This window comes from Phyllobacterium sp. 1468 (assembly GCF_031455525.1).
GTDB lineage: Bacteria > Pseudomonadota > Alphaproteobacteria > Rhizobiales > Rhizobiaceae > Phyllobacterium.
The window spans coordinates 397,943-417,069 of record NZ_JAVDSX010000005.1 but is presented as its reverse complement, the minus strand read 5'-3'; the positions used below and the strand labels follow the sequence as shown (position 1 = coordinate 417,069).

The 19,127-nt window shown below is 56.3% G+C and carries 16 protein-coding genes and 2 pseudogenes; 4 read left to right on the top strand and 14 right to left on the bottom strand.

The features are described from left to right. Positions 1–16: 16 nt before the first annotated feature. Positions 17–718, bottom strand: coding sequence for a GntR family transcriptional regulator (locus J2X72_RS16630; protein ID WP_210005570.1), 702 nt, complete (start codon positions 716–718; stop codon positions 17–19). A 462-nt stretch (positions 719–1,180) separates the two neighbouring features. Between J2X72_RS16630 and J2X72_RS16625 the strand changes: the two genes are divergently transcribed. From J2X72_RS16625 to J2X72_RS16610, 4 genes and pseudogenes are all read left to right on the top strand, one after another. Then, entirely contained in the window at positions 1,181–2,407 is a 1,227-nt protein-coding gene (locus J2X72_RS16625; RefSeq protein WP_310073578.1) for an iron-containing alcohol dehydrogenase, read from the top strand. 14 nt (positions 2,408–2,421) lie between these two features. Next, the gene (locus J2X72_RS16620; protein ID WP_310073576.1) at positions 2,422–3,909 is read left to right on the top strand and encodes an NAD-dependent succinate-semialdehyde dehydrogenase; all 1,488 of its coding nucleotides are present in this window, start codon (positions 2,422–2,424) and stop codon (positions 3,907–3,909) included. Between the two features lie 16 nt (positions 3,910–3,925). Next, positions 3,926–4,747: an alpha/beta hydrolase gene (locus tag J2X72_RS16615; protein WP_310073574.1), complete on the top strand. Its 822-nt coding sequence runs from the start codon at positions 3,926–3,928 to the stop codon at positions 4,745–4,747. A 105-nt stretch (positions 4,748–4,852) separates the two neighbouring features. Continuing rightward, positions 4,853–4,990: pseudogene (locus J2X72_RS16610) on the top strand (transposase); the annotation flags it as partial. Between the two features lie 208 nt (positions 4,991–5,198). On the opposite strand, the pseudogene J2X72_RS16605 reads toward J2X72_RS16610, so the two are convergent. From J2X72_RS16605 to J2X72_RS16545, 13 genes and pseudogenes are all read right to left on the bottom strand, one after another. Next, positions 5,199–5,308: pseudogene (locus J2X72_RS16605) on the bottom strand (integrase); the annotation flags it as partial. 146 nt (positions 5,309–5,454) lie between these two features. Then, positions 5,455–7,137, bottom strand: a complete 1,683-nt coding sequence (locus tag J2X72_RS16600) for an ABC transporter ATP-binding protein (protein ID WP_310073571.1) — start codon at positions 7,135–7,137, stop codon at positions 5,455–5,457. Then, positions 7,134–8,078, bottom strand: coding sequence for an acetamidase/formamidase family protein (locus tag J2X72_RS16595; RefSeq protein WP_310073569.1), 945 nt, complete (start codon positions 8,076–8,078; stop codon positions 7,134–7,136). The genes J2X72_RS16600 and J2X72_RS16595 overlap by 4 nt, the downstream gene beginning before the upstream one ends. Positions 8,079–8,147: 69 nt before the next feature. Next, positions 8,148–9,767, bottom strand: a complete 1,620-nt coding sequence (locus J2X72_RS16590) for an ABC transporter substrate-binding protein (protein WP_310073566.1) — start codon at positions 9,765–9,767, stop codon at positions 8,148–8,150. Positions 9,768–9,794: 27 nt separating this feature from the next. Continuing rightward, positions 9,795–10,715, bottom strand: a complete 921-nt coding sequence (locus J2X72_RS16585; protein ID WP_210005560.1) for an ABC transporter permease — start codon at positions 10,713–10,715, stop codon at positions 9,795–9,797. Position 10,716: 1 nt separating this feature from the next. Beyond that, entirely contained in the window at positions 10,717–11,565 is an 849-nt protein-coding gene (locus J2X72_RS16580) for an ABC transporter permease (RefSeq protein ID WP_210005559.1), read from the bottom strand. Further along, positions 11,565–12,146 (bottom strand): ANTAR domain-containing protein, encoded by a 582-nt coding sequence (locus J2X72_RS16575; RefSeq protein ID WP_310073561.1) that lies wholly within the window; start codon positions 12,144–12,146, stop codon positions 11,565–11,567. Before J2X72_RS16575 ends, J2X72_RS16580 begins: the two co-directional genes overlap by 1 nt. Further along, on the bottom strand, positions 12,143–13,276 hold the full coding sequence (locus J2X72_RS16570; protein ID WP_310073560.1) for a transporter substrate-binding domain-containing protein: 1,134 nt from the start codon (positions 13,274–13,276) through the stop codon (positions 12,143–12,145). Before J2X72_RS16570 ends, J2X72_RS16575 begins: the two co-directional genes overlap by 4 nt. A 386-nt stretch (positions 13,277–13,662) precedes the next feature. Then, positions 13,663–15,102, bottom strand: a complete 1,440-nt coding sequence (locus J2X72_RS16565) for an amidase (RefSeq protein ID WP_310073558.1) — start codon at positions 15,100–15,102, stop codon at positions 13,663–13,665. Between the two features lie 25 nt (positions 15,103–15,127). Continuing rightward, the gene (locus J2X72_RS16560) at positions 15,128–15,973 is read right to left on the bottom strand and encodes a BtpA/SgcQ family protein (protein WP_310073556.1); all 846 of its coding nucleotides are present in this window, start codon (positions 15,971–15,973) and stop codon (positions 15,128–15,130) included. A 21-nt stretch (positions 15,974–15,994) separates the two neighbouring features. Further along, on the bottom strand, positions 15,995–16,936 hold the full coding sequence (locus tag J2X72_RS16555; RefSeq protein ID WP_310073554.1) for a PfkB family carbohydrate kinase: 942 nt from the start codon (positions 16,934–16,936) through the stop codon (positions 15,995–15,997). Continuing rightward, on the bottom strand, positions 16,933–18,147 hold the full coding sequence (locus tag J2X72_RS16550) for a hypothetical protein (RefSeq protein ID WP_310073553.1): 1,215 nt from the start codon (positions 18,145–18,147) through the stop codon (positions 16,933–16,935). Before J2X72_RS16550 ends, J2X72_RS16555 begins: the two co-directional genes overlap by 4 nt. Then, positions 18,147–19,109, bottom strand: coding sequence for an ABC transporter permease (locus tag J2X72_RS16545; RefSeq protein ID WP_310073551.1), 963 nt, complete (start codon positions 19,107–19,109; stop codon positions 18,147–18,149). The genes J2X72_RS16550 and J2X72_RS16545 overlap by 1 nt, the downstream gene beginning before the upstream one ends. Positions 19,110–19,127: the final 18 nt, after the last annotated feature.

Below are 19,127 nucleotides of genomic sequence, written 5' to 3'. Positions count from 1 at the left end.
GGACATCTGCAGGTCCTTAGTCGAATGCCGGCAGCAGCCGGTCCCGCGAACGTTCAAGGTGGGTTCGCATCGCCCTCTCGGCCCCAGCAGCGTCACCTGCCGCGAATGCGGCGAGCAAGGCTTCGTGTTCGTCCAGCGCCTCCTCTGTCACGCGAGAATGAAACATCAAGCGGAAGATATGGAAGTGCGTGTGCTGGTGACTGAGCGTCTCCCGGATGAGCTCATTTCCCGCAATCTCCATAATTTTGTCGTGAAACAAAGCGTCTTGCCTTGCGAATGTTGAGTAGCGAAGCCGCTCGTCGGCACCTTCGCCACGTCCCATGATCCCCGCGGCAGTCTGAAGGGCGGCAAGCTTATCCTTGTCCATCGCAACCGCGGCCCGCGCGGCACTGTCCGGCTCCAGCAGCAAGCGGAGTTGGTAAAGCTCGTCAAACCTCCGCCGGGCGATTTGTGGTGCCGCGCTGTATCCAATCAGGTGCGTCTTTACGACCAGCCCCTCACCTTCAAGGCGGCCGAGTGCTTCTCGAATCGGCGTTTGCGAAACATTCAGCTCTCTAACAAGATTGTCGACTGTAATGCGCGATCCCGGCGCTATCTTCAAGGACATCAACTGGGCGAAAATAGCGTCGTAAACGCTACCCGACAAGCTGTTGGCGCGCTGAATAAACCCACTCGGATCCGGCGTGTCGGTTAGATTTATTGATTTTCGGTTTTGCATTTTTAGCCTCTTGACATGACCCGTTGCTAACACGATGCTGAACGATATGCAATACTATATCCTATAGGATTTTATATCGGGAGCTTTCGCGTGGAGATTGTTGGTCTAATGCCTCTCGAAGTTACAAGAGGATCGGTATGCGCTGGCGCACATCATATTTCCGGTTGCAGCGGCTCGTTCATGGCGCTGTCGGATTTACGAATTGCAACATGCCAGAAGCCAAGCCGTCGCACGACACGAGTAGTTTCTTGCAACCAGATCCGGGTCCGACCCGAGGGATCGATCTGGCCTGATCTGATCGCGCGCTTGGCTTCAAAGACCGCAGCGCTCAGGCCCGTTTCGCTGCGGGGGATTCAATCCCCAAGTTTAAGCCGTGTGAAATGACTTCAAGCTCAGGCCGCGCGCAAGACAACCGTTGCGACCGGCATCTTTCGATAAATTCTCTGCCAAAGGACATTGACGATGACCCTCTTTGCAGCCATCCGGCTTCCTAAAGAAATCCTGTTCGGCAAGGGACAGCGCCACGCTTTGCCCACCATCGCTGCGCGACTTGGCAGGCGGGCGCTCATATGTACGGACGAGCGGTTCGCAGGAACCCCGGTATTCAGCGAGATCCTTGCCGCACTAAGGAATGCGTCAATTGAAACCATGGTGCACGACCGGGTCCTCCCGGACGTTCCGCGCGATTCCGTCGCTGTTTGCGTGCAGGAAGCGCGACCTTTCGCGCCAGATATGGTGATCGGCATTGGCGGCGGAAGTTGTCTTGACATGGCAAAATGTGCCGCACTTCTTTTGAGCCACGGCGGCAGTCTTCCGGAGTTTTACGGGGAATTCAAGGTGCCAGGCCCGACGTTGCCTGTCATCGCCGTTCCGACGACGGCGGGAACCGGGTCGGAAGTCACACCGGTTGCGGTGATATCTGACCCCGACAGGACACTCAAGGTCGGCATATCCAGTCCCTATCTCATTGCCGCAGCTGCTATCTGCGACCCCGAACTGACAATGTCGTGCCCGCCAGGACTAACCGCCATCGCCGGAGCCGATGCCTTAACACATGCGATCGAGGCCTTCACTGCTAAACGACGCGGAGCTGATCCCAACTTGGCGCAAAACCACGTGTTCATCGGCAAGAGTGCGCTGACGGATCATTTCGCTTTGCTTGCCATCACCCTCCTCGGCCGCAGTCTGGAAGCGGCTTACAGGGACGGCTCCGACGAAAATGCCAGGGCCGATGTGATGATGGGAGCATTGGCAGCAGGCTGTGCATTTGGCACCGCAGGCACCGCAGCTGCCCACGCCATTCAATACCCGGCGGGCGCCCTGACCCATACCGCTCATGGGCTCGGTGTCGCGACTATGATGCCCTATGTGATGAACTACAACCGATCCGTCTCAGCGGCCGAAATGGCGCAGATCGGTTCTGCCCTTGGCCTCGGGCCATGGGAGGAGGCCACCGAACGAATGGCCAAGTCCGCAATTGAAGAGATCCGCAGGCTCTTTGCCGCCATCGGCATTACTGGAACGCTCGCAGAACTCGGGCTGTCCGCCGACAAGCTTGAGTGGACCGCAGAGCAGGCGCTTGGCATCGACAGATTGATCAAAAACAACCCGAGATCGTTTGATCTCGATACGATGAAGCGACTCGTTCAAGCAGCCTACGACGGCGACCTGGCCGCTTCCGCAGTCTAAACCCGAGGATTAAAATGAACCTTGCACAACAGATGCCTCTTCCCAATCGCCAACTGCCAAACCTTCAGGCTGCCGCTCGCGGCCTTTATATCGATGGAGTTTGGCGGCCTGCGCAGAATGGACGTGAGATCGACGTTATCGATCCTTCCACCGGCACCGTCCTTGCAACGGTTCCCGACGCCACCATCGAGGATGCTCGCGCAAGCGTCGACGCGGCGTCCGTTGCAGCCCCAGCGTGGAGCGCGACTTCACCTCGAAAACGATCCGAGATCCTGCGCCGCTGTTTTGAACTGATGACAGAGCGCGCCGAGGAGCTGGCCACCCTGATTTCCATGGAGAATGGCAAGGCTCTCCGTGACGCCCGCAGTGAAGTTTCCTACGCGGCCGAATTCTTTCGCTGGAATGCCGAGGAGGCCGTGCGCATTACTGGCGAGTTCGGTATCGCGCCATCCGGTGCGAACCGGATCATTGTGGATTATCAACCAATAGGGATATGCCTCCTGATCACCCCGTGGAATTTTCCCGCAGCGATGGCAACACGCAAGATTGCACCCGCATTGGCGGCTGGTTGCACTGTGATCCTCAAGCCTGCCAGCGAGACGCCGCTGACGGCCTACGCGCTTGCTTCCATTTACGAGGAAGCCGGCGTACCCCCAGGGGTCATCAATGTCCTGACGACTACCGAGCCAGCCCCATTCAGCGCTGCGGTTCTTGCGGATCCGCGTGTAAGGAAGCTCTCATTTACAGGGTCGACTGGTGTCGGACGTCTCCTCCTTGCAGAAGCGGCCAAGCACGTGGTCTCTTGCTCGATGGAACTCGGTGGCAACGCACCGTTCATTGTGTTCGACGACGCAGACCTGGATGCTGCAATCGATGGCGCGATGGTCGCAAAGATGCGGAATGCCGGCGAAGCTTGTACGGCAGCGAACCGACTTTATGTCCAGTCTGGTATCTACAACGCATTTGCGGAGGCGATCACAAAGCGGATGGAAGCGCTCAATGTTGGCGCAGGGATCGATCCCCTGACCGAGTGCGGTCCAATGATTACGCAAAAGGCGGTGGAGAAGATCGACCGACTGGTCAATGACGCAAAGGGCAGAGGGGCGCGCGTCCTCTGCGGCGGAGAGTCGCCCATACGCACCGGTTTCTTCTACCCGCCAACGGTGCTCGCGGACGTTCCGGCCGACGCCGATATGGCACACGAGGAAATTTTTGGACCCGTTGCACCTCTCTATCGATTCGAAACGGAAGACGAGGCAATCATTCAGGCTAACGATACCGAATACGGACTTGCCGCATACGTCTACACCCGCGATATTGCCCGGGGGTTACGTGTCTCCTCCCGCCTTGAAGCCGGCATGATCGCCTTGAACCGGGGGTTGGTATCTGACCCAGCCGCACCGTTCGGCGGCGTCAAGCAAAGTGGGCTTGGCCGCGAGGGTGGACAGCACCACGGAATTGCTGAATTCATGGAAGCCAAATATATTGCAGCGAGTTTTTAGAGCGGTGGAACAATCATTGGAAACCGACCCGTTTCGCATCCGCGCTCATGTGCAGGACTTCGACACGATCATCGCCGAGATCGTCGCTGCAAGCTCTGCCACCCGCCATACACTGCCAATGCTCGCGGATATCGCCTATGGAAGCGACGAAAGCGAAACCCTGGACATCTTCTTTCCGGAAGGACCTCGGCAAGCGCGGCCGGTGCATATCTTCATCCACGGCGGCTACTGGCGGATGTTTTCCAAACGAGACTATTCCTACGTTGCCGATACCATCACCCGCGCGGGTGCCATCGCCGTCATCTTGGACTACGCATTGATGCCGCATGTCCGGTTAGAAGTGCTGGTTGATCAGGTTCGACGAGCCAGGCAGTGGGTGCGTGACCATATCGCGCGCTATGGGGGCGACGCATCGCGGTTGACTGTTAGCGGCCACTCAGCTGGCGCACATCTCGCAAGCTTTCTGTTCCAAAAGCAGGCCGAGAGTTCTGGCATTGCGGCGGCTCTGCTGCTTGGTGGTATCTACGATCTGAAACCACTGCAGCAATCGTTTCTTCAGGCTGAAATCGGCCTTACCGACCAGGAAGTCGCCGCCTTCTCGCCTTTGTCGCATTCTCATGACGTTCACACAAACTTGGTCGTGGCCGTGGGCAGCGAGGAAACACCACCGTTTCATCAGCAGGCGGATGCCTTCACGGCGTCGTTACAGCGACAGGGATTGAACGTTTCCAGGGAAACGATCGTAAATTCTAATCATATGAGCAGTGTCCGCGATCTCGGTCGCCACGAGACCGTAACCGGGGGGCTTCTCAGCGAACTCATCGAAAGACATTCGTGAAATATAAATGATGATCAGGCGGGACAGGTGTGAAATACGAACCTGACCTGCCACTGGGAATTTCCTCCAGAATTTATTAGAGTCCGACCTGACGAAGGACGGACGATGAAGAAGCAAAGATTTACGGAAGAGAGCGTATCATCGTAATTTTGCGGGAGCAGGAGGCTGGGACAAAGACAGCCGATCTGTGCCGCAAGCACGGCATTCAGAAAGAACGTTTGTAATTGGAAAGCCGAATATGGACGTCTCAGAGCACGACTATACGAAAAAGCTGACGGCTGCGGTGCCCGTGCCCGATCCCGCGCGCCCCGCGATCAAGTGCGACGTTGCGGCCGATAAACTGAAAACCCTGTTCGGTCCATCGACTATTTGCCGCCGGTCCGCAAATATTGTGAGGTGTCAAACGAACACCTCGTTCAGGTCGGGTGACGAAAAGCAAGTTGATTGCACGTCCAAGACGGTTTGGCGATCGCCCGAAATAGCGCGAGAACTTCGTCTCGCATGCAAATACGATCGTTGCGTCGCGGGCGAAAGATTGCGACTCGTCATGTCATCGATCATGCGCCGGCGCAACGGGTGAAAACTATCGTCGTCAACTCCTGTTTTGAACCTTGGGCAAACAACCTAATTCTTCGCAAAATCCTGCTCTCCAAATGCCGCGCAAGCGGCTTCGTTCAATCCTAATTGTCCACACACTCTACGTAAGTTCAGACTATCTTTCGGGCACGCGGATCGGGAATGGGAACGGCAGCCATCAGCGCGCGGGTGTATTCGTCCTTTGGCGATTCGAAAACCTCGCGTCGCGTGCCCATCTCGACTATCCGTCCTGCTCTCATGACGACGACGTTATGGGACATACGCTCAATCACGGCCATGTCATGCGAGATGAAGAGGTAGGCCAACCCCATCGTTTCCTGCAATTCGAGCATCAGATCGAGAACGCGAGCCCGCACTGAAACATCGAGCGCGGCCACGCTCTCGTCTGCAACGATGAGCTTTGGCTCCAAGGCAAGAGCGCGCGCAATGCAGATGCGCTGGCGCTGACCACCGGAAAACTCGTGTGGATAGCGGCTGGCGGCGTCAGTCTGTAGGCCGACACGGCGGAGCAGTTCGGCGATACGATCGTCTCGCTCGCCCTTGTTGGCGAGACCGTGAATGATCAGCGGTTCCGCTATCGCAGCCCCCACAGCCATACGCGGATCCAGCGAGGCATAAGGGTCCTGAAAGATCATCTGCGCCGAGCGTCGGATGGGCTGCATCTGGCGTGCGCTCAGCCCGCCAATATTCTTTCCATCGATCACCACATCACCCGTGAATGGGATCAGGCCGAGCACGGCCTTGCCGGTCGTCGATTTGCCCGAGCCGCTTTCACCAACAAGGCCGAGCGTGTCGCCCGGACGAAGCTCGAATGATACATCTGTAACAGCGGAAATAGGTGGCATGCCCTTGAACAGCCAACGGGTCGGATTTCCATAAGTAACGTTGAGATTGCGCACAAGGAGGACTGGCGAACGATCTGGCACCTCCCCGCGCGCAACTTCAGAACCGATGCGAGGTGGTCCGTCCGTCCCGGCATGGGCACCAAGGCGAGGGACGGCGGCAAGCAACTGTCTCGTATAGAGCTCCGTCGGACGCTCGAAGACCGTCAAGGCACTGCCTTGTTCAATGATCCGCCCGTTCTGCATGATCGCAACACGGTCAGCCATCTCGGCGACCACGCCCATATCATGGGTTATCAGGATGATCGACGCCCCGAATTCCCGCTTCAATTCCCGCATCAGTTTGAGGATTTGCGCCTGTACGGTGACATCGAGCGCCGTCGTCGGCTCGTCGGCAATCAGGACCTTCGGTCTGCATGAAAGAGCCATCGCTATCATGACCCGTTGGCGCATGCCACCGGAGAGTTCGTGCGGATATTGCGTCAGGCGACGGCCGGGCTCGGTGATGTGGACTGCGTCGAGCATTTGCCTGGCTATCGCTTCGGCCTTGCCACCTTCGATTGCCTGATGCTCACGGATCGCTTCGATGAGTTGCGTTCCGATTGAAAGCACAGGATTGAGCGACGTCATCGGTTCCTGAAAGACCATGGCCATATCGCCGCCGCGTATGCTCCGCATTGCACGATTGGATAGCTTGGTCAGCTCGCGATCGCCGAGCTTGATGCTGCCTGATGCAATCTGCAGGGATGCGTTGGGTAATAGTTGCATGATTGACAGCGACGTTACGGATTTGCCGGATCCCGACTCCCCGGCGATACACAAGGTCTCGCCGAGATTGAGATCAAAACTGACGTCCTGAAGAACATGCCGCCTGCCTTCCGGCGTGCGAGCATCCACACACAGATCTCGTACTGACAGGACTGGCACCGATATCGGTGTAACAAGTTTCACGCGAACACTATCCTCGGGAAGTAGAACGAAACCACCCAGTTGGGCGCGTCAACGATCTCGCTGATCCGCAGATCGCCGCAGACCGAGCAGAGCAGGTAGGCATCGATCGGGCTCATACCATGCTCAGCCCCAAGCAGATCGATCATACGCATCAGGCTTTCGCGGGCGCCTGTCATAAGATCGGGCCCAACACCTGTCGTCACCTCATAGCCCGCACCATCGAGATGGCGGGTGACGGGCTCTGTCGTCGTAAACCTTGGACTTTTCAGCCGGGCGTCCTTAACGAGTTCGATGGTGGCTTCGACCTCCATCTGGCTTTCGATGGCCGTTCCGCAAACTTCGCCATCGCCCTGCGCTGCATGCGTGTCGCCAATGGAAAACAGCGCGCCTTCGACTTCCACCGGAAGATATAGCGTTACGCCCGCCGTCAGATCGCGGATATCCATATTGCCACCGACCTGCCGCGGTGGCACCACCGAGTGCAATCCCGGTTCCCCAGGAGCAACACCGATCGTACCGGCAAAGGGCTTCAAGGGAACGCGTCCGCCCGGACCATAAAGCGAAGGTGTCATGGCGACCGGGTCGTAGGTCCACATATGCAAAGCCGGTTCTGCAAACTGATCCGCAAGCAGGCCGAATCCTGGAATATTAGCCGTCCAGCCGACGCCTGAAGGCACGAAGCGGCGGAGTGTGACCTTCAGCGCATCACCGGGTTTGGCACCCTCCACGTAGACTGGACCCGTAACAGGATTGATCTTGCCGAAGTCGAGATTGGAAAGGGTTTCAAGCGTCGCACCCTTGCCGAGTTGTCCACCGGAGGAGTCCAGACATTCGAAATGGATCGTCTCGCCCGCCTTGGCGACAAGCGCAGGCTCGAAGTCGCGGTTCCAGCCGAAATGATGTCTCGCGCGATGGATGGTATGGGTGCACGTAACGCACATGGCAGCTCTCCAGAAAATTGAATATCATTCCCCGGGACGTTTTACGCCCCGGGGATCACACGAAGGCGATTACTGCTTCACGTAGATGGCGTCGTAATTGATGACGCGGGTTGGATCGATATAGATATTGTCGGCACCACCCATGCGTAGCGACTTGGCAACGACGCGGCGCTCGTTGATAAGCGGAATCCATGGAGCATCGGCCATGATGTCTGTGAATATCTTGCCCCACGTGGCTGAGCGTTCGGCCACCTTAGCCGGGTCAGACATCGAATCCGCAGCGACCGCCCGCTTGTCGATATCCTGATTGCAATACCAAGACCAATTCCAGCCACCGGCTACAGCGCCGGAGCAGCCGAGGATTGGTCCATAGAAATTCGACGGGTCCGGAAAGTCCGCGATCCACGCCATGCCACCAGACCAGATCATGGGTGCTTCACCCTCGGTCCCGCCTGCAGCAATAACATTCGCTTGCGCCAGCGCGCGAACTTCCGCCTTCACGCCGACAGCCGCCAAATCTTGCTGAATCGCCTGCGCTATACGGGGCTGTGGATCTGTGTTGGTGGAGTAGAGCACGGTTTCGAAACCGGCTGGGAACCCTGCCTCCGCCAGCAGCGCTTTGGCCTTTTCAACATCATAGGCATAGCCGGTAAAGCTCTTGTCATAGCCCGGCATTAGTGGCGGAAGCGGCTGGTTCGCCGCCGTCGCACGGCCGTTCAGGATACGCGTGATGCGATCCTTATTGATTGCCATGTTGAGCGCTTGGCGAACCTTAAGATTGTCGAGGGGCTTCACCTTCGTGTTCAGCGTAATGTAGCCGGTCTGAAGTTGTTGGCCATCGACGATCATCTTCGGACCATCGGCAGAGTTCTTGATCTCGAGAAACTTTGCCGGAGGTATGCCATCGCCGGCGATATCGACTTCGCCCTTCTGCAGCCGTAGCAGCGCCACAAGTGGTTCTTGTCCCACTTCGACAGTGAACTTGTCGATGTGCGGCATGTCCTTCACGAAATAATCCGGATTGCGTTCAAAGACGAGGTGCTGACCAATTGTCCAATCCTTGAGGACAAAGGTACCAGAACCGACCGGATTCTTGCCAAAGTCGCCACCCGCTGCCTCGACTGCTTCGTGCGGAACAACGGAAGCAAAATTGATTGCAAGGACGTGAAGGAAGGTCGCGTCAGGACGGGACAGGTGGAAGATGACAGTCGCGTCGTCGGGCGCCGCAATACCGTCCAATGTGGTCGTCTTGCCACCTGTGACGTCCTCATACCCCTTGATCGACCCGAAGAAACCAGCGCCGGGTCCTTGAGTCTTTGGATTTACAGCCCGCTCGATTGAATATTTCACGTCGGAGGCCACGACTTCGCGGCCGTTTGTAAATTTCACACCCTTGCGAAGTTTGAACGTATAAGTGAGGCCATCATCCGAAACTCCGAACGTCTCGGCGAGCGATGGAATCAGATTGGCCGTCCCTGGTTCATAATCCATCAGCCGGGAATAAAGGCTCTTGATCATCGACCAGTTGACCCAGTCGTAACCGATCGCTGGATCAAGGGTGGCGATGTCATCCTTATAGGTAACAATGATATCGCCACCTTGTTGCGGCGTGTCCTGTGCAAACGAAGGCAGCGGCGTTAGTGCCACTACCGTCGCAATTGTTGTGTTTCTAAGCCAGCTTTTGAACATATTGTTTCCCCTTTTTGGTTGTTGGAATCAGCGTGCACGAATGCGTGGATCGATAAGCGGTGCAATAATGTCCGCCACGAGATTGCCGAGAACGATGGCCAGCGCCGAAACCAACGTCACACCCATGATGATCGGGATGTCGACCTGCTGGATCGCCTGCCAGGCGAGTTGGCCGATACCGGGCCAACCGTAAACCGCCTCGACGACGACGACGCCACCCATGAATTGGCCGATATCGATCCCGATCATCGCAATGATGGGGAGCATGGCGTTGGGAAGGGCGTGCCGCAGGATAATCCGCGCGGACGATAGACCCTTGGCGCGGGCGGTCCTGACGTAATCCTGATTGAGAACGTCGATCATGGCCGAGCGCACCATGCGGGCGTACCATCCCGCACCAAGAATACCGAGCGTCGCCGCCGGCAAAACCACATGGGCTGGCGTGCCGAAACCGCTCATCGGGAACCAGCCAAGCATGACCGCGAAAACATAAAGAAGAAGCAGGGCAACAACGAATTGGGGAGCGGAAACGCCAACAAACGACGCCATCATGACAACTTTGTCGACGGCTCCACCTCGGCGGAGCGCCGCAATGATGCCGAACGTGAGGCCAAGAACGACTTCGACCAGAATTCCCGCCGCCATCAAAGCAAGTGTGGCTGGGATACGGGCTGCGATTAGAGCGCCAACATCTGTCTTCTGCGCATAGGAGCGGCCAAGATCGCCGTGCAGGATACCCTGGAGATAGGCCCAGAACTGAACCAGCAGCGGTTGGTCGAGACCAAGTTCGCGGCGGATATTGGCAACCGTCTGCGCCGTCGCACTGCGGCCTGCAATCATCCGTGCCGGGTCAGCTGGCAGGGCATAAAGCAGCAGGAAGGTGATTGCCGCCACACCAAGCAAGATCAGAGCGGTTTGCACGAGGCGGCGCAGGATAAGAAGGGCCATATCAGCCACGCCCCCTCTGCGTCGGATCGAGAATGTCGCGCAACGCATCACCGACGAGATTGAACGATAGCGCCGTCAAAAGGATGATTGCACCGGGAAAAAACACGAGCCATGGCGCCGCCTGGAAATAGCTTTGGCTTTCGAAGATGATATTGCCCCAGGACGGCTGCGGCGGCTGCACCCCGATGCCAAGAAATGACAACGTCGCTTCCAGAAGCACCGTTGTCGCTATGCCGAGTGTTCCCCAGACAATTGCTGTCGGCATCAGATGCGGGAGAATATGCATGAACAAGATGCGGAAATGTCCGGCGCCGAGCGAACGTTCCGCGAGTATGAAATCCCGTTCGACCAGGCCTCGTGTTTCCGTATAGACGATGCGCGCCACCTGCACCCAGTTCACCAGCGCGATAACCATCGCGACGATCCACAGGCTGGGTCGAAGCAGCGCCGCCAGTACGATAGCGAGAAGAAGGGCGGGAAACGCCATCATCAAATCTGTGAAGCGCATGAGCAGCCCGCCAACGAAGCCGCGCAAATACCCAGAGAGAATGCCAATGACCAATCCGATCGCGACGGCGATTCCGTTGGCGACGAGACCGATGACCAAGGAAGTGCGAGCACCGAAAAGCAGCCGCGAAAACAGATCGCGCCCCAACGTATCTGTTCCAAGCAGAAACTGGTCGCTTGGCGGCATGGGAGCCCCTTCAAGCGTCAGCCCGTCGAACATCTGATTATCGGGACTATAGGGAGCGATAAGGGGCGCTGCGATTGCCATTACCACAACCACCACAACGACGATTAGCCCGAAAAGCGCTGACGGCTGACGCAACATGGCCTTCACCACGCGCATCAACCGGCCTCCGGCAGGGGTTCTGCGCCACCGACAATCGAGGCAGCGACCTGTTCCATCGGAAGCCTTTTCTGCATCGCGCAGTTGCGCAAGATGCTGTAGGCATGCTCTTCGTCAATCTGGCGGACCGCCATGATTTTCTGTACCGCAGCATGAACCAATGGGCGGAGGCGAATACGCTCTTCGAGGTGCAGCAGTCTGTTGCGAACCGCTTCACGCTCCTTGTGGATGCTTACTGCCATAACCAGTGCAGGATAGATGGCCGACGCGGTGATCGGCTTGGATATGATCGTGCAAGAGCCATGTTCCATGAGCCAGGCGATGCGGCCCGGCGCTTCCGATCCGAGAAGTGCGACAACTGGCCGGGGAGCGCTGGCACCGCTCCAAGGCAGAAGGTCGCTCCATCCCTGATCCGCATCAACCAGAATTACGTCTGGCAGTTCATCGGCATCGAGAGGTATCCATTGGATTGTCACGTGGAAACCTAAGAGCTTCAATTGACGCGTCAGTCGCTCCGTCGTGGCGTCGGAACGATGCAGGACGGTAACCCGCCAACCGGTGAAGTTCGGCGTCTCCTTCATGATACGATCCGCAATTTTGGTGCGGAGCGCCTACGGCGTCCGGTTAGATAGGGATCAGCAGCAATTGCGGGCCGTGATGCGATGATATCGAAACCGTTATCAACGGTGATGCGGCCAAGATGAAATGGCAGCGCTGCATGGTTGGTTTCAGCGTCGATGCGAATATTGCCATGCACGGTCGACAGGGGCGCTCCCGACAATCGGCGACGAACGATTTGCGGGTCGTCCGTTCCGGAGGCCAGAATGGCTTCGCCGCACATTTTTACAGCCGAATATGCGCTGGCGAAGAAATTGGAGATGCGCCGCTCCGTCCCGAAGCGCTTTGCGAGGCGCGCCTTGAACGCCAGATTTTCGGGCGAATTAAGGCTGTCGAAGTATGAAGCTGCCGACAATTGTCCCGTAGCAACGCCGCGACCGACCTCGCCGAGTTCGCATTCCGTCAGATCGCAACTGACAACGGGGCAGTTCTCGGGCTTGAAGGCCGGGTCGCGATCTCCAAGCTGCTTGAAAGCTTTCAGGAAAGCATAGCTTGCCGGACCGATGAGATTACTAAGGACGAAACTTGGCCTGCGTTGTTCGATGTCATTAATGATGCGTTCAGCTGCCGTTTCCTCGAACGGCAAATAACGCTCACCGAGGATCTCACCGCCCGCCTCGTTTATAAGTTCACGCGAAAGCCTATTCATCTCCCAACCCCAAACATAATTGGCGCCGACGAGATAAGGCCGCTTGCCATAGCGGGGGAGGAGGTATTCGAATAAGGGAATAAGGTGCTGATTGGGGCAAGCGCCGGTATAGATCACATTCTCGTTGGCTTCGAACCCTTCATAGGGGCACATGTACCAGAGCAGACCGTCGTGTTTTTCCACTAGCGGTATGACTTCCTTGCGCGCCAAAGACGTGATCGTTCCAACAATGTGGCGACATCCGGAATCGCGCAGCATCGAACGCGCGCCTTCGAGATATTCCGGGATATTGCCATGAGGATCGATAAAAACCGGCCGGATCGTATTACGATACGCAACGCGCAACTCTTCGATAGCAAATTCGGCACCGTCGCGCGACTCGCGTCCTATTGCCCCGTAAGGCCCGGTTGTCGAATAGAGAATGCCGATCTTCACAGCGTCCATTAACCTGCCAATACCAAAAACCCCACGACGCTTGCTCCCATCAAGGACGGGGCGTCATGGGGCGAAACTGCCCGTCGACTATCGAAAGTCATGTGATTGCAGAAGCTATGCTCAATCTGCAGGCACGATTAAAATACGGGCAAGCAATTCTTGTCAAGTGGGAATCGATTAGTGCCGAGGCTTGGTCCATCGACACCGAAAAATGCTCACAGATGCTCGCGATACCCTTCAAACATTCTCGTGAAGTGACCTTTAAAAGGCTAGGCGGCAAACGATGAAGTGTAGCCTGGATCGCAGGCTCATGCCTGAATGCTACAGCGCCTTGATTGTCTCCGAAGCTCATCAAAAGGTGAAATTTGACTTCGCTTCCAAGGTGGCCAAAAAAGCTATGCGGCACATGTGGGAGGCCGACGTTTATCCCAATGCAATTCTTGTTCCATAGTATGAGCAAGCCGCAGCAGAGTGGCTTCATCTCCGTAACGCCCGACCAATTGCACCCCGACAGGAATTCCGCTCTGCGTTTCGCCCACCGGGACTGACATGGCGGGCAGACCGGACATGTTGAACCCAAACAGATAGCCGGCATCGGACCAACGATGTAAATATCGTTTGAGATCACCGTCTTCCATCGACCAATAACCGACAGGACGTGGAGTCTGAGTTAAAGTTGGGGTGATGAAGACATCGTACGCAGCAAGGTCTTTCGCGATTTCTTGACTCGCTTTTCTGACAGCCGCGATACCATGAGCATAGTCGATTGCAGAGAGAGATCGACCGTATTGTAATAAGGACCAATTGAAGGGGGCAAGTTCCTGTTGTTCCACCGGTCTGCCGCTGACGCCTGCTAGTCTATCGAAATCGGCCGCAGTTTCCACGGCATTGATGACATTGTAATGCAGCCAAGCCGCTTCGAGGGAGACTGACAGTTCGTGTTGTTCCACGTGGTGACCGAGATTTGCGCATAAGCGAAGCGTTGCTTGAAGGGAGTCCATAACCTCGGGAGCGTATGGCTCCCCCCAAGGCTGCTTGAGTGCATAACCAATACGCAACCCTTTGGGTGGAATCGCCAGCTGGCTCAACCACGGGCTTGTGGGCATGGGTACTATATACGGATCTCCAGGCACCGAGCCGGCAACACTATCAAGGTAAGCAGCTGTGTCACGGACCGTGCGTGTTACGCATAATGTTGCAATGCTACCGTGCCAAAGATCAACGGTTTCGGGACCATACGTGATGCGCCCCCGTGAGGGCTTCAAACCGACGAGCCCACAGCATGATGCCGGCACGCGAATGGAGCCGCCGCCATCCGATGCCTCTGCGAGTGGCACCATGCGGGCGGCAACAGCAGCTCCTGCCCCCCCGCTCGAACCTCCCGGTGTTATCTCTGGATTCCACGGATTTAGTGTAGGTCCGTACAGCCGCGGTTCTGTTCCAATGGACCAGCCCCCCTCCGGCGCATTGGTGCGACCGAGCAGCAGAAAACCGGCGGCTTTGATCCGGCTGACCATATCTGAATCATGATCGCAGACGAAATCCCGCATGTAACTAAGTCCGTTCGTCAGACTTGTTCCACGCCACATAGATCCAATATTCTTCAAAAAGAACGGGACGCCACCGAACGATCCTACAGGTGGAGTTAAGGCTGCCTTACGTGCCAAATCGAAGGTTTCGATTACCATTGCGTTGAGCCGCGGATTTAGCGCCTCGACAATAGCGATCGCGGTGTCCAATAGTTCCACTGGAGTAACCTGACGCTGGCGCACCAGCATCGCGAGTTCAAGCGCATCGCTTCTTGCGTAGAGCTCTGTCAGATCGGAAGCCGCCATGTCCGTAATTCCTCATCGCTCATCATCAGTCGGCATTGTCGCGCAAAGGCCTGACTTGCTCCACCAGCCTGCGGACCCGCTCGATCTCAACGGCGTTCCACCAGACACCATCGAACTTGAGACTTGAACCAACGATCGCGCCGTCAAGTTTACGCAAGAGTTCGCCAGCATTGCCTGCCGTAATCCCGCTTCCCGCAATCACGGGTAGCCGTGTTCCGCTGCGCACTGCAGAGATTTCGGTGTCGGGCACAGAGTCTCCAGTACGATTTCCAGTGGCAATTGTTACATCCGCACCGTAGAACTCCGCGTCAGCGGCCTGCTCACCTATCGAACGATCGCCGACGATGGCATGCGATCCGTGTTTCACATGCACATCTGCAAAAATGGCAACGTCCTGCGCGTCGATCTGTTTGCGGTAACGCATCGCCTTCGCGCTTTCTCCTTCGACAATACCCTCGTTGCTGACATAGGCATTTACCCACTGGTTGACGCGGACAAATTTAGCCCCGCTGGCTTTCGCGATCGCAAGCGATCCAATCGAACCATTGGCGAGAAGATTTATGCCCACAGGAACGCCAACATTGCGCGCCACTCTATCTGTAATCACCGTCATTGCCGCGATGATTTCCGGGCCGATTTCATCTGGTTTCAGGAACGGAATATCGCCGTGGTTCTCTATAATGATGCCGTCCATACCACCCGCAACGAAGGCATCTGCATCGCTCAAGGCCCGACTGATAATTGCCTCCATCGTTTCATTTGCATATCGCGGGGTTCCAGGAAGAGGCAAAAGATGTATGTCCCCGATCAATGGCTTTCTGATCTTGAAAATTTTGTCGAGGTGGGATGATCGTTGTTCCGAGATAAGCATCTTGCTTCCAATTCACTGAGTTCATGATCGACTGCCGTCGGAAGACAGCGGGCGTATTGCTGCCTCCACTATTTGCAGCCTTGTCAGTTTCTCGTCGGCTGTTGGTTGCTTGGTTGCCAGCGCACCAAATGCTTCCACGATGTAGGATGAGGAGACAGTCGCCATTGCCGCGCAGCCGACGGGAGACTTGCCCGCAGCCAATCCTGCGATAAATCCACCGCAATAACCGTCTCCAGCCCCGGTAGTGTCCCGGACCTTGACGGGAAGTGCGGGCACGTGGGTAAGAGTTCCCGTTCGAGCCTCACACACAAGTGACCCTCGCGCTCCAAGCTTGGCAACCATATGACATTTGTAACGAATAGCATTTTCCTGAAGCCAGGATTCAAGGCTGGATGGCTGCCAGATGCGCTCAATCTCCGCTTGGCTTGGCAAGAAGGCCGTAAGATAGGAGAGGAAATCCAGTTCAAGGTACATTGAAGATTCGATGAAATTGTCGGAGAGAATGTCCATCGTCAAAATTGGTTTGGTTTTTAGTGAGCCAAGTTTTTTCGCATTGGAAATGGAACTCGCGGGCCCCTGCGGAGCAATATGGAACGCGCTCGCTCGGGCGTAAGATTCCGGTAGCGGCCCGCGTTGTTCATCAAGATCGAGAGCATTGGATGAGGAAAGTTTTGGTACCTGCTGTTTGTGAATGTCGCTCTCATGCAGCAACCACAATTCCAGGCCATTGCCTTGGCATTGACCGATGCCTGACGCGTCAATCCCGCGTTCTTCAATCAGCCTGCGTGTTTGAGTAAAATAAGGCTTGCCGGCCACTGAGTGAATGCCAACCCCTCCGCTCCATATGTGAGCGCCCACCGCGGAATAGAGTGCGCCTCCGCCCTGCACGGCCATCGAACATGTGCCGTCGGCGAGGATAATATCGTCCGTTGTCAGCCAGCCAATCGTGACAACGTTCATCATGCGTGGCCTCCACGGTCCTTCAGACGACGGATAACTGGCTGGAGCATTGCCGCATAGACAAGGGCTTTGGATAGATCCACGATGTCCGAGAGAGCGGCCTGAGGTGAAGCGAGATCGAAGTGGCGATTGATGCCTGGGAATCCAAGGAGCAGAATATTGGGCGTCTTTAGCATCACGCTGATATCGTCACTACGTGAGGTGTAAATGTTGTTGGATTCTTGAACCTTTGTACCCAGTCCCGGCAAGAGATCGATTAAATGCCGCGCCAATGCATATAAACTTGGTGGCGTCACCGCGCCTCGGGCAAGACTCGAGAATTCACTGAGGACTGCACCCTCGCCTATGCGTACTGAATTCTGGGACTCGGGGGACATTTCTTCCGTATTCAAGGTCATACCGGCCTGCTGCATATCGGCGATGATCGCCAGATCCGGAGACGGAAGTCGATCGATGATGCGCGATCCTCCCCTACCCATGACCTGATTACCGGATCCCGTCGGTCCTTCTTCCTCATCCGGGAAAGCGAACAGCGCATCGACCCCGGCTTCGGCCAAGAGTGGAGCGGCTACTGCCAGTGCGGAGACTCCGCCGGCATTGTCAAAATGCCCGGTCCAATACCCATCCTCGTTCGGCAAGCATGGCGCTACCGGAACCACGCGATCCCCTGGTCGAAGACGGGTCGATTGATCCTTTGGCCTAAAAAAGGCCTTTCCTGATTCCGACTCAATCCAGCCGTCGTCGACGACAAAGTAACGCTCGTTCAGCAGATCGTAACGGTAGGCTTGTGCCTGCCGTGTTCCATTAATGGTGAGATGGTAGCAGAATGGAACAAGCGGGAATCTGCGTCCATCGAACGGTCGCGTCAAGTAACTGATCGTGTCCATATGTGCGAAATACCATAGGGGCTTTGGCGCTGACTGGTCACCTGCAATCAATACCGTGCTGGCTGTATTGCGAAAGTTGCAATCAAGAACCAGTTGCCCGTCTTTCAATGCCCCGTCGTTCCTGAGGAGCTCACGCAGGACCGGCGCGCGCATGGCAGTTGCTGCGGTCGAGGGTGCGGGTGTTTCAGCAATTGCCGTCAGATAGCGAGCAATCCTTTCGGGGGTGATGTAGGCGTCGACGACCGGCTGCATATCCCGCAACTTTTCTGAAAGGTTGGCCAAATGCTCTGCAATGGACGCTTCGGACGAGAGATTTGAATTTCGCATCAGGACCGGCCAGACCGAGACATGAAATAAACGGCAACAACAATTAGGGCACCCTTGAAGAGTTGCTGTACATAGGGGTCGACGCCCGTAAGGTTGAGGATGTTTGCCAGAACACCGATAATCAAAGTGCCAAGAAACGTGCCTCCGACGGAGCCTTTGCCGCCAAAGAGTGAGGTGCCGCCGACAACAACAGCGGCGATCGCATCCAGTTCGTAGCCTTGGCCTGCGATTGGTGTGCCGATGCTCAGCTGTGAGGCATAAACGAGCCCGGCCAATCCCGAAACCCCGCCAGCTATGACATAAACGATGATCTTGTAGAGGCGCACCGGGACACCCGACAGTCTCGCTGCTTCTTCGTTGGACCCGATGGCGTAGACACTGCGGCCGAATGCCGTGAGGGAGAGAATTATTGCGCTAACGGCAAGGATTGCCAGAAGAATGAGAGACGGAATCGGGATACCGAACAGGTAGTCGTTGCCAAGATCATAAAAGGCTTCGTTGAGGATCGGGATGGGCGTACCGCCAGTGTAGAGAAAAGCTAGGCCACGTGCGAAAGACAGCATTCCAAGTGTCATGATAAATGGTGGTATGCCAGCAGATGCGACACCCAGACCATTGACCAGACCTGCGGCCATTGCCACCAAAAGTCCGAGCGGGATAGCAATCGCCATGCTGTGAGTTTCTAAAAGACCTGCGTAGATGACAACTGACAGTCCGAGGATAGATCCGACCGAGAGATCAATCCCGCGCGTCAAAATGACGAAGGTCATGCCAATCGCGAGAATGCCGACAATGGCCACCTGCCGCAGAATGTTCAAAAGGTTCGCCGGTGTCAGAAACCTGTCGGAGAGAAAAGAGGCCGCGATCACAAGGATAATGAGGGCGGCCAATACGCCTACTCTCCGCCATATCCTGGCGGCTGACACGGAGTAGGTCTGGAAAGACGAAGAAGTGTTCAGCATTTGAATTGAATCTTCCGG

Bases quoted from the DNA above. Each gene is read 5' to 3' on its own strand.
- J2X72_RS16625 (WP_310073578.1), top strand. From the start codon at position 1,181: ATGACCCTCTTTGCAGCCATCCGGCTTCCTAAAGAAATCCTGTTCGGC.
- J2X72_RS16575 (WP_310073561.1), bottom strand. From the start codon at position 12,146: ATGAAGGAGACGCCGAACTTCACCGGTTGGCGGGTTACCGTCCTGCAT.
- J2X72_RS16580 (WP_210005559.1), bottom strand. From the start codon at position 11,565: ATGCGCGTGGTGAAGGCCATGTTGCGTCAGCCGTCAGCGCTTTTCGGG.
- J2X72_RS16545 (WP_310073551.1), bottom strand. From the start codon at position 19,109: ATGCTGAACACTTCTTCGTCTTTCCAGACCTACTCCGTGTCAGCCGCC.
- J2X72_RS16570 (WP_310073560.1), bottom strand. From the start codon at position 13,276: ATGGACGCTGTGAAGATCGGCATTCTCTATTCGACAACCGGGCCTTAC.
- J2X72_RS16630 (WP_210005570.1), bottom strand. From the start codon at position 718: ATGCAAAACCGAAAATCAATAAATCTAACCGACACGCCGGATCCGAGT.
- J2X72_RS16555 (WP_310073554.1), bottom strand. From the start codon at position 16,936: ATGATGAACGTTGTCACGATTGGCTGGCTGACAACGGACGATATTATC.
- J2X72_RS16565 (WP_310073558.1), bottom strand. From the start codon at position 15,102: ATGGCGGCTTCCGATCTGACAGAGCTCTACGCAAGAAGCGATGCGCTT.
- J2X72_RS16550 (WP_310073553.1), bottom strand. From the start codon at position 18,147: ATGCGAAATTCAAATCTCTCGTCCGAAGCGTCCATTGCAGAGCATTTG.
- J2X72_RS16620 (WP_310073576.1), top strand. From the start codon at position 2,422: ATGAACCTTGCACAACAGATGCCTCTTCCCAATCGCCAACTGCCAAAC.
- J2X72_RS16560 (WP_310073556.1), bottom strand. From the start codon at position 15,973: ATGCTTATCTCGGAACAACGATCATCCCACCTCGACAAAATTTTCAAG.
- J2X72_RS16585 (WP_210005560.1), bottom strand. From the start codon at position 10,715: ATGGCCCTTCTTATCCTGCGCCGCCTCGTGCAAACCGCTCTGATCTTG.
- J2X72_RS16595 (WP_310073569.1), bottom strand. From the start codon at position 8,078: ATGTGCGTTACGTGCACCCATACCATCCATCGCGCGAGACATCATTTC.
- J2X72_RS16590 (WP_310073566.1), bottom strand. From the start codon at position 9,767: ATGTTCAAAAGCTGGCTTAGAAACACAACAATTGCGACGGTAGTGGCA.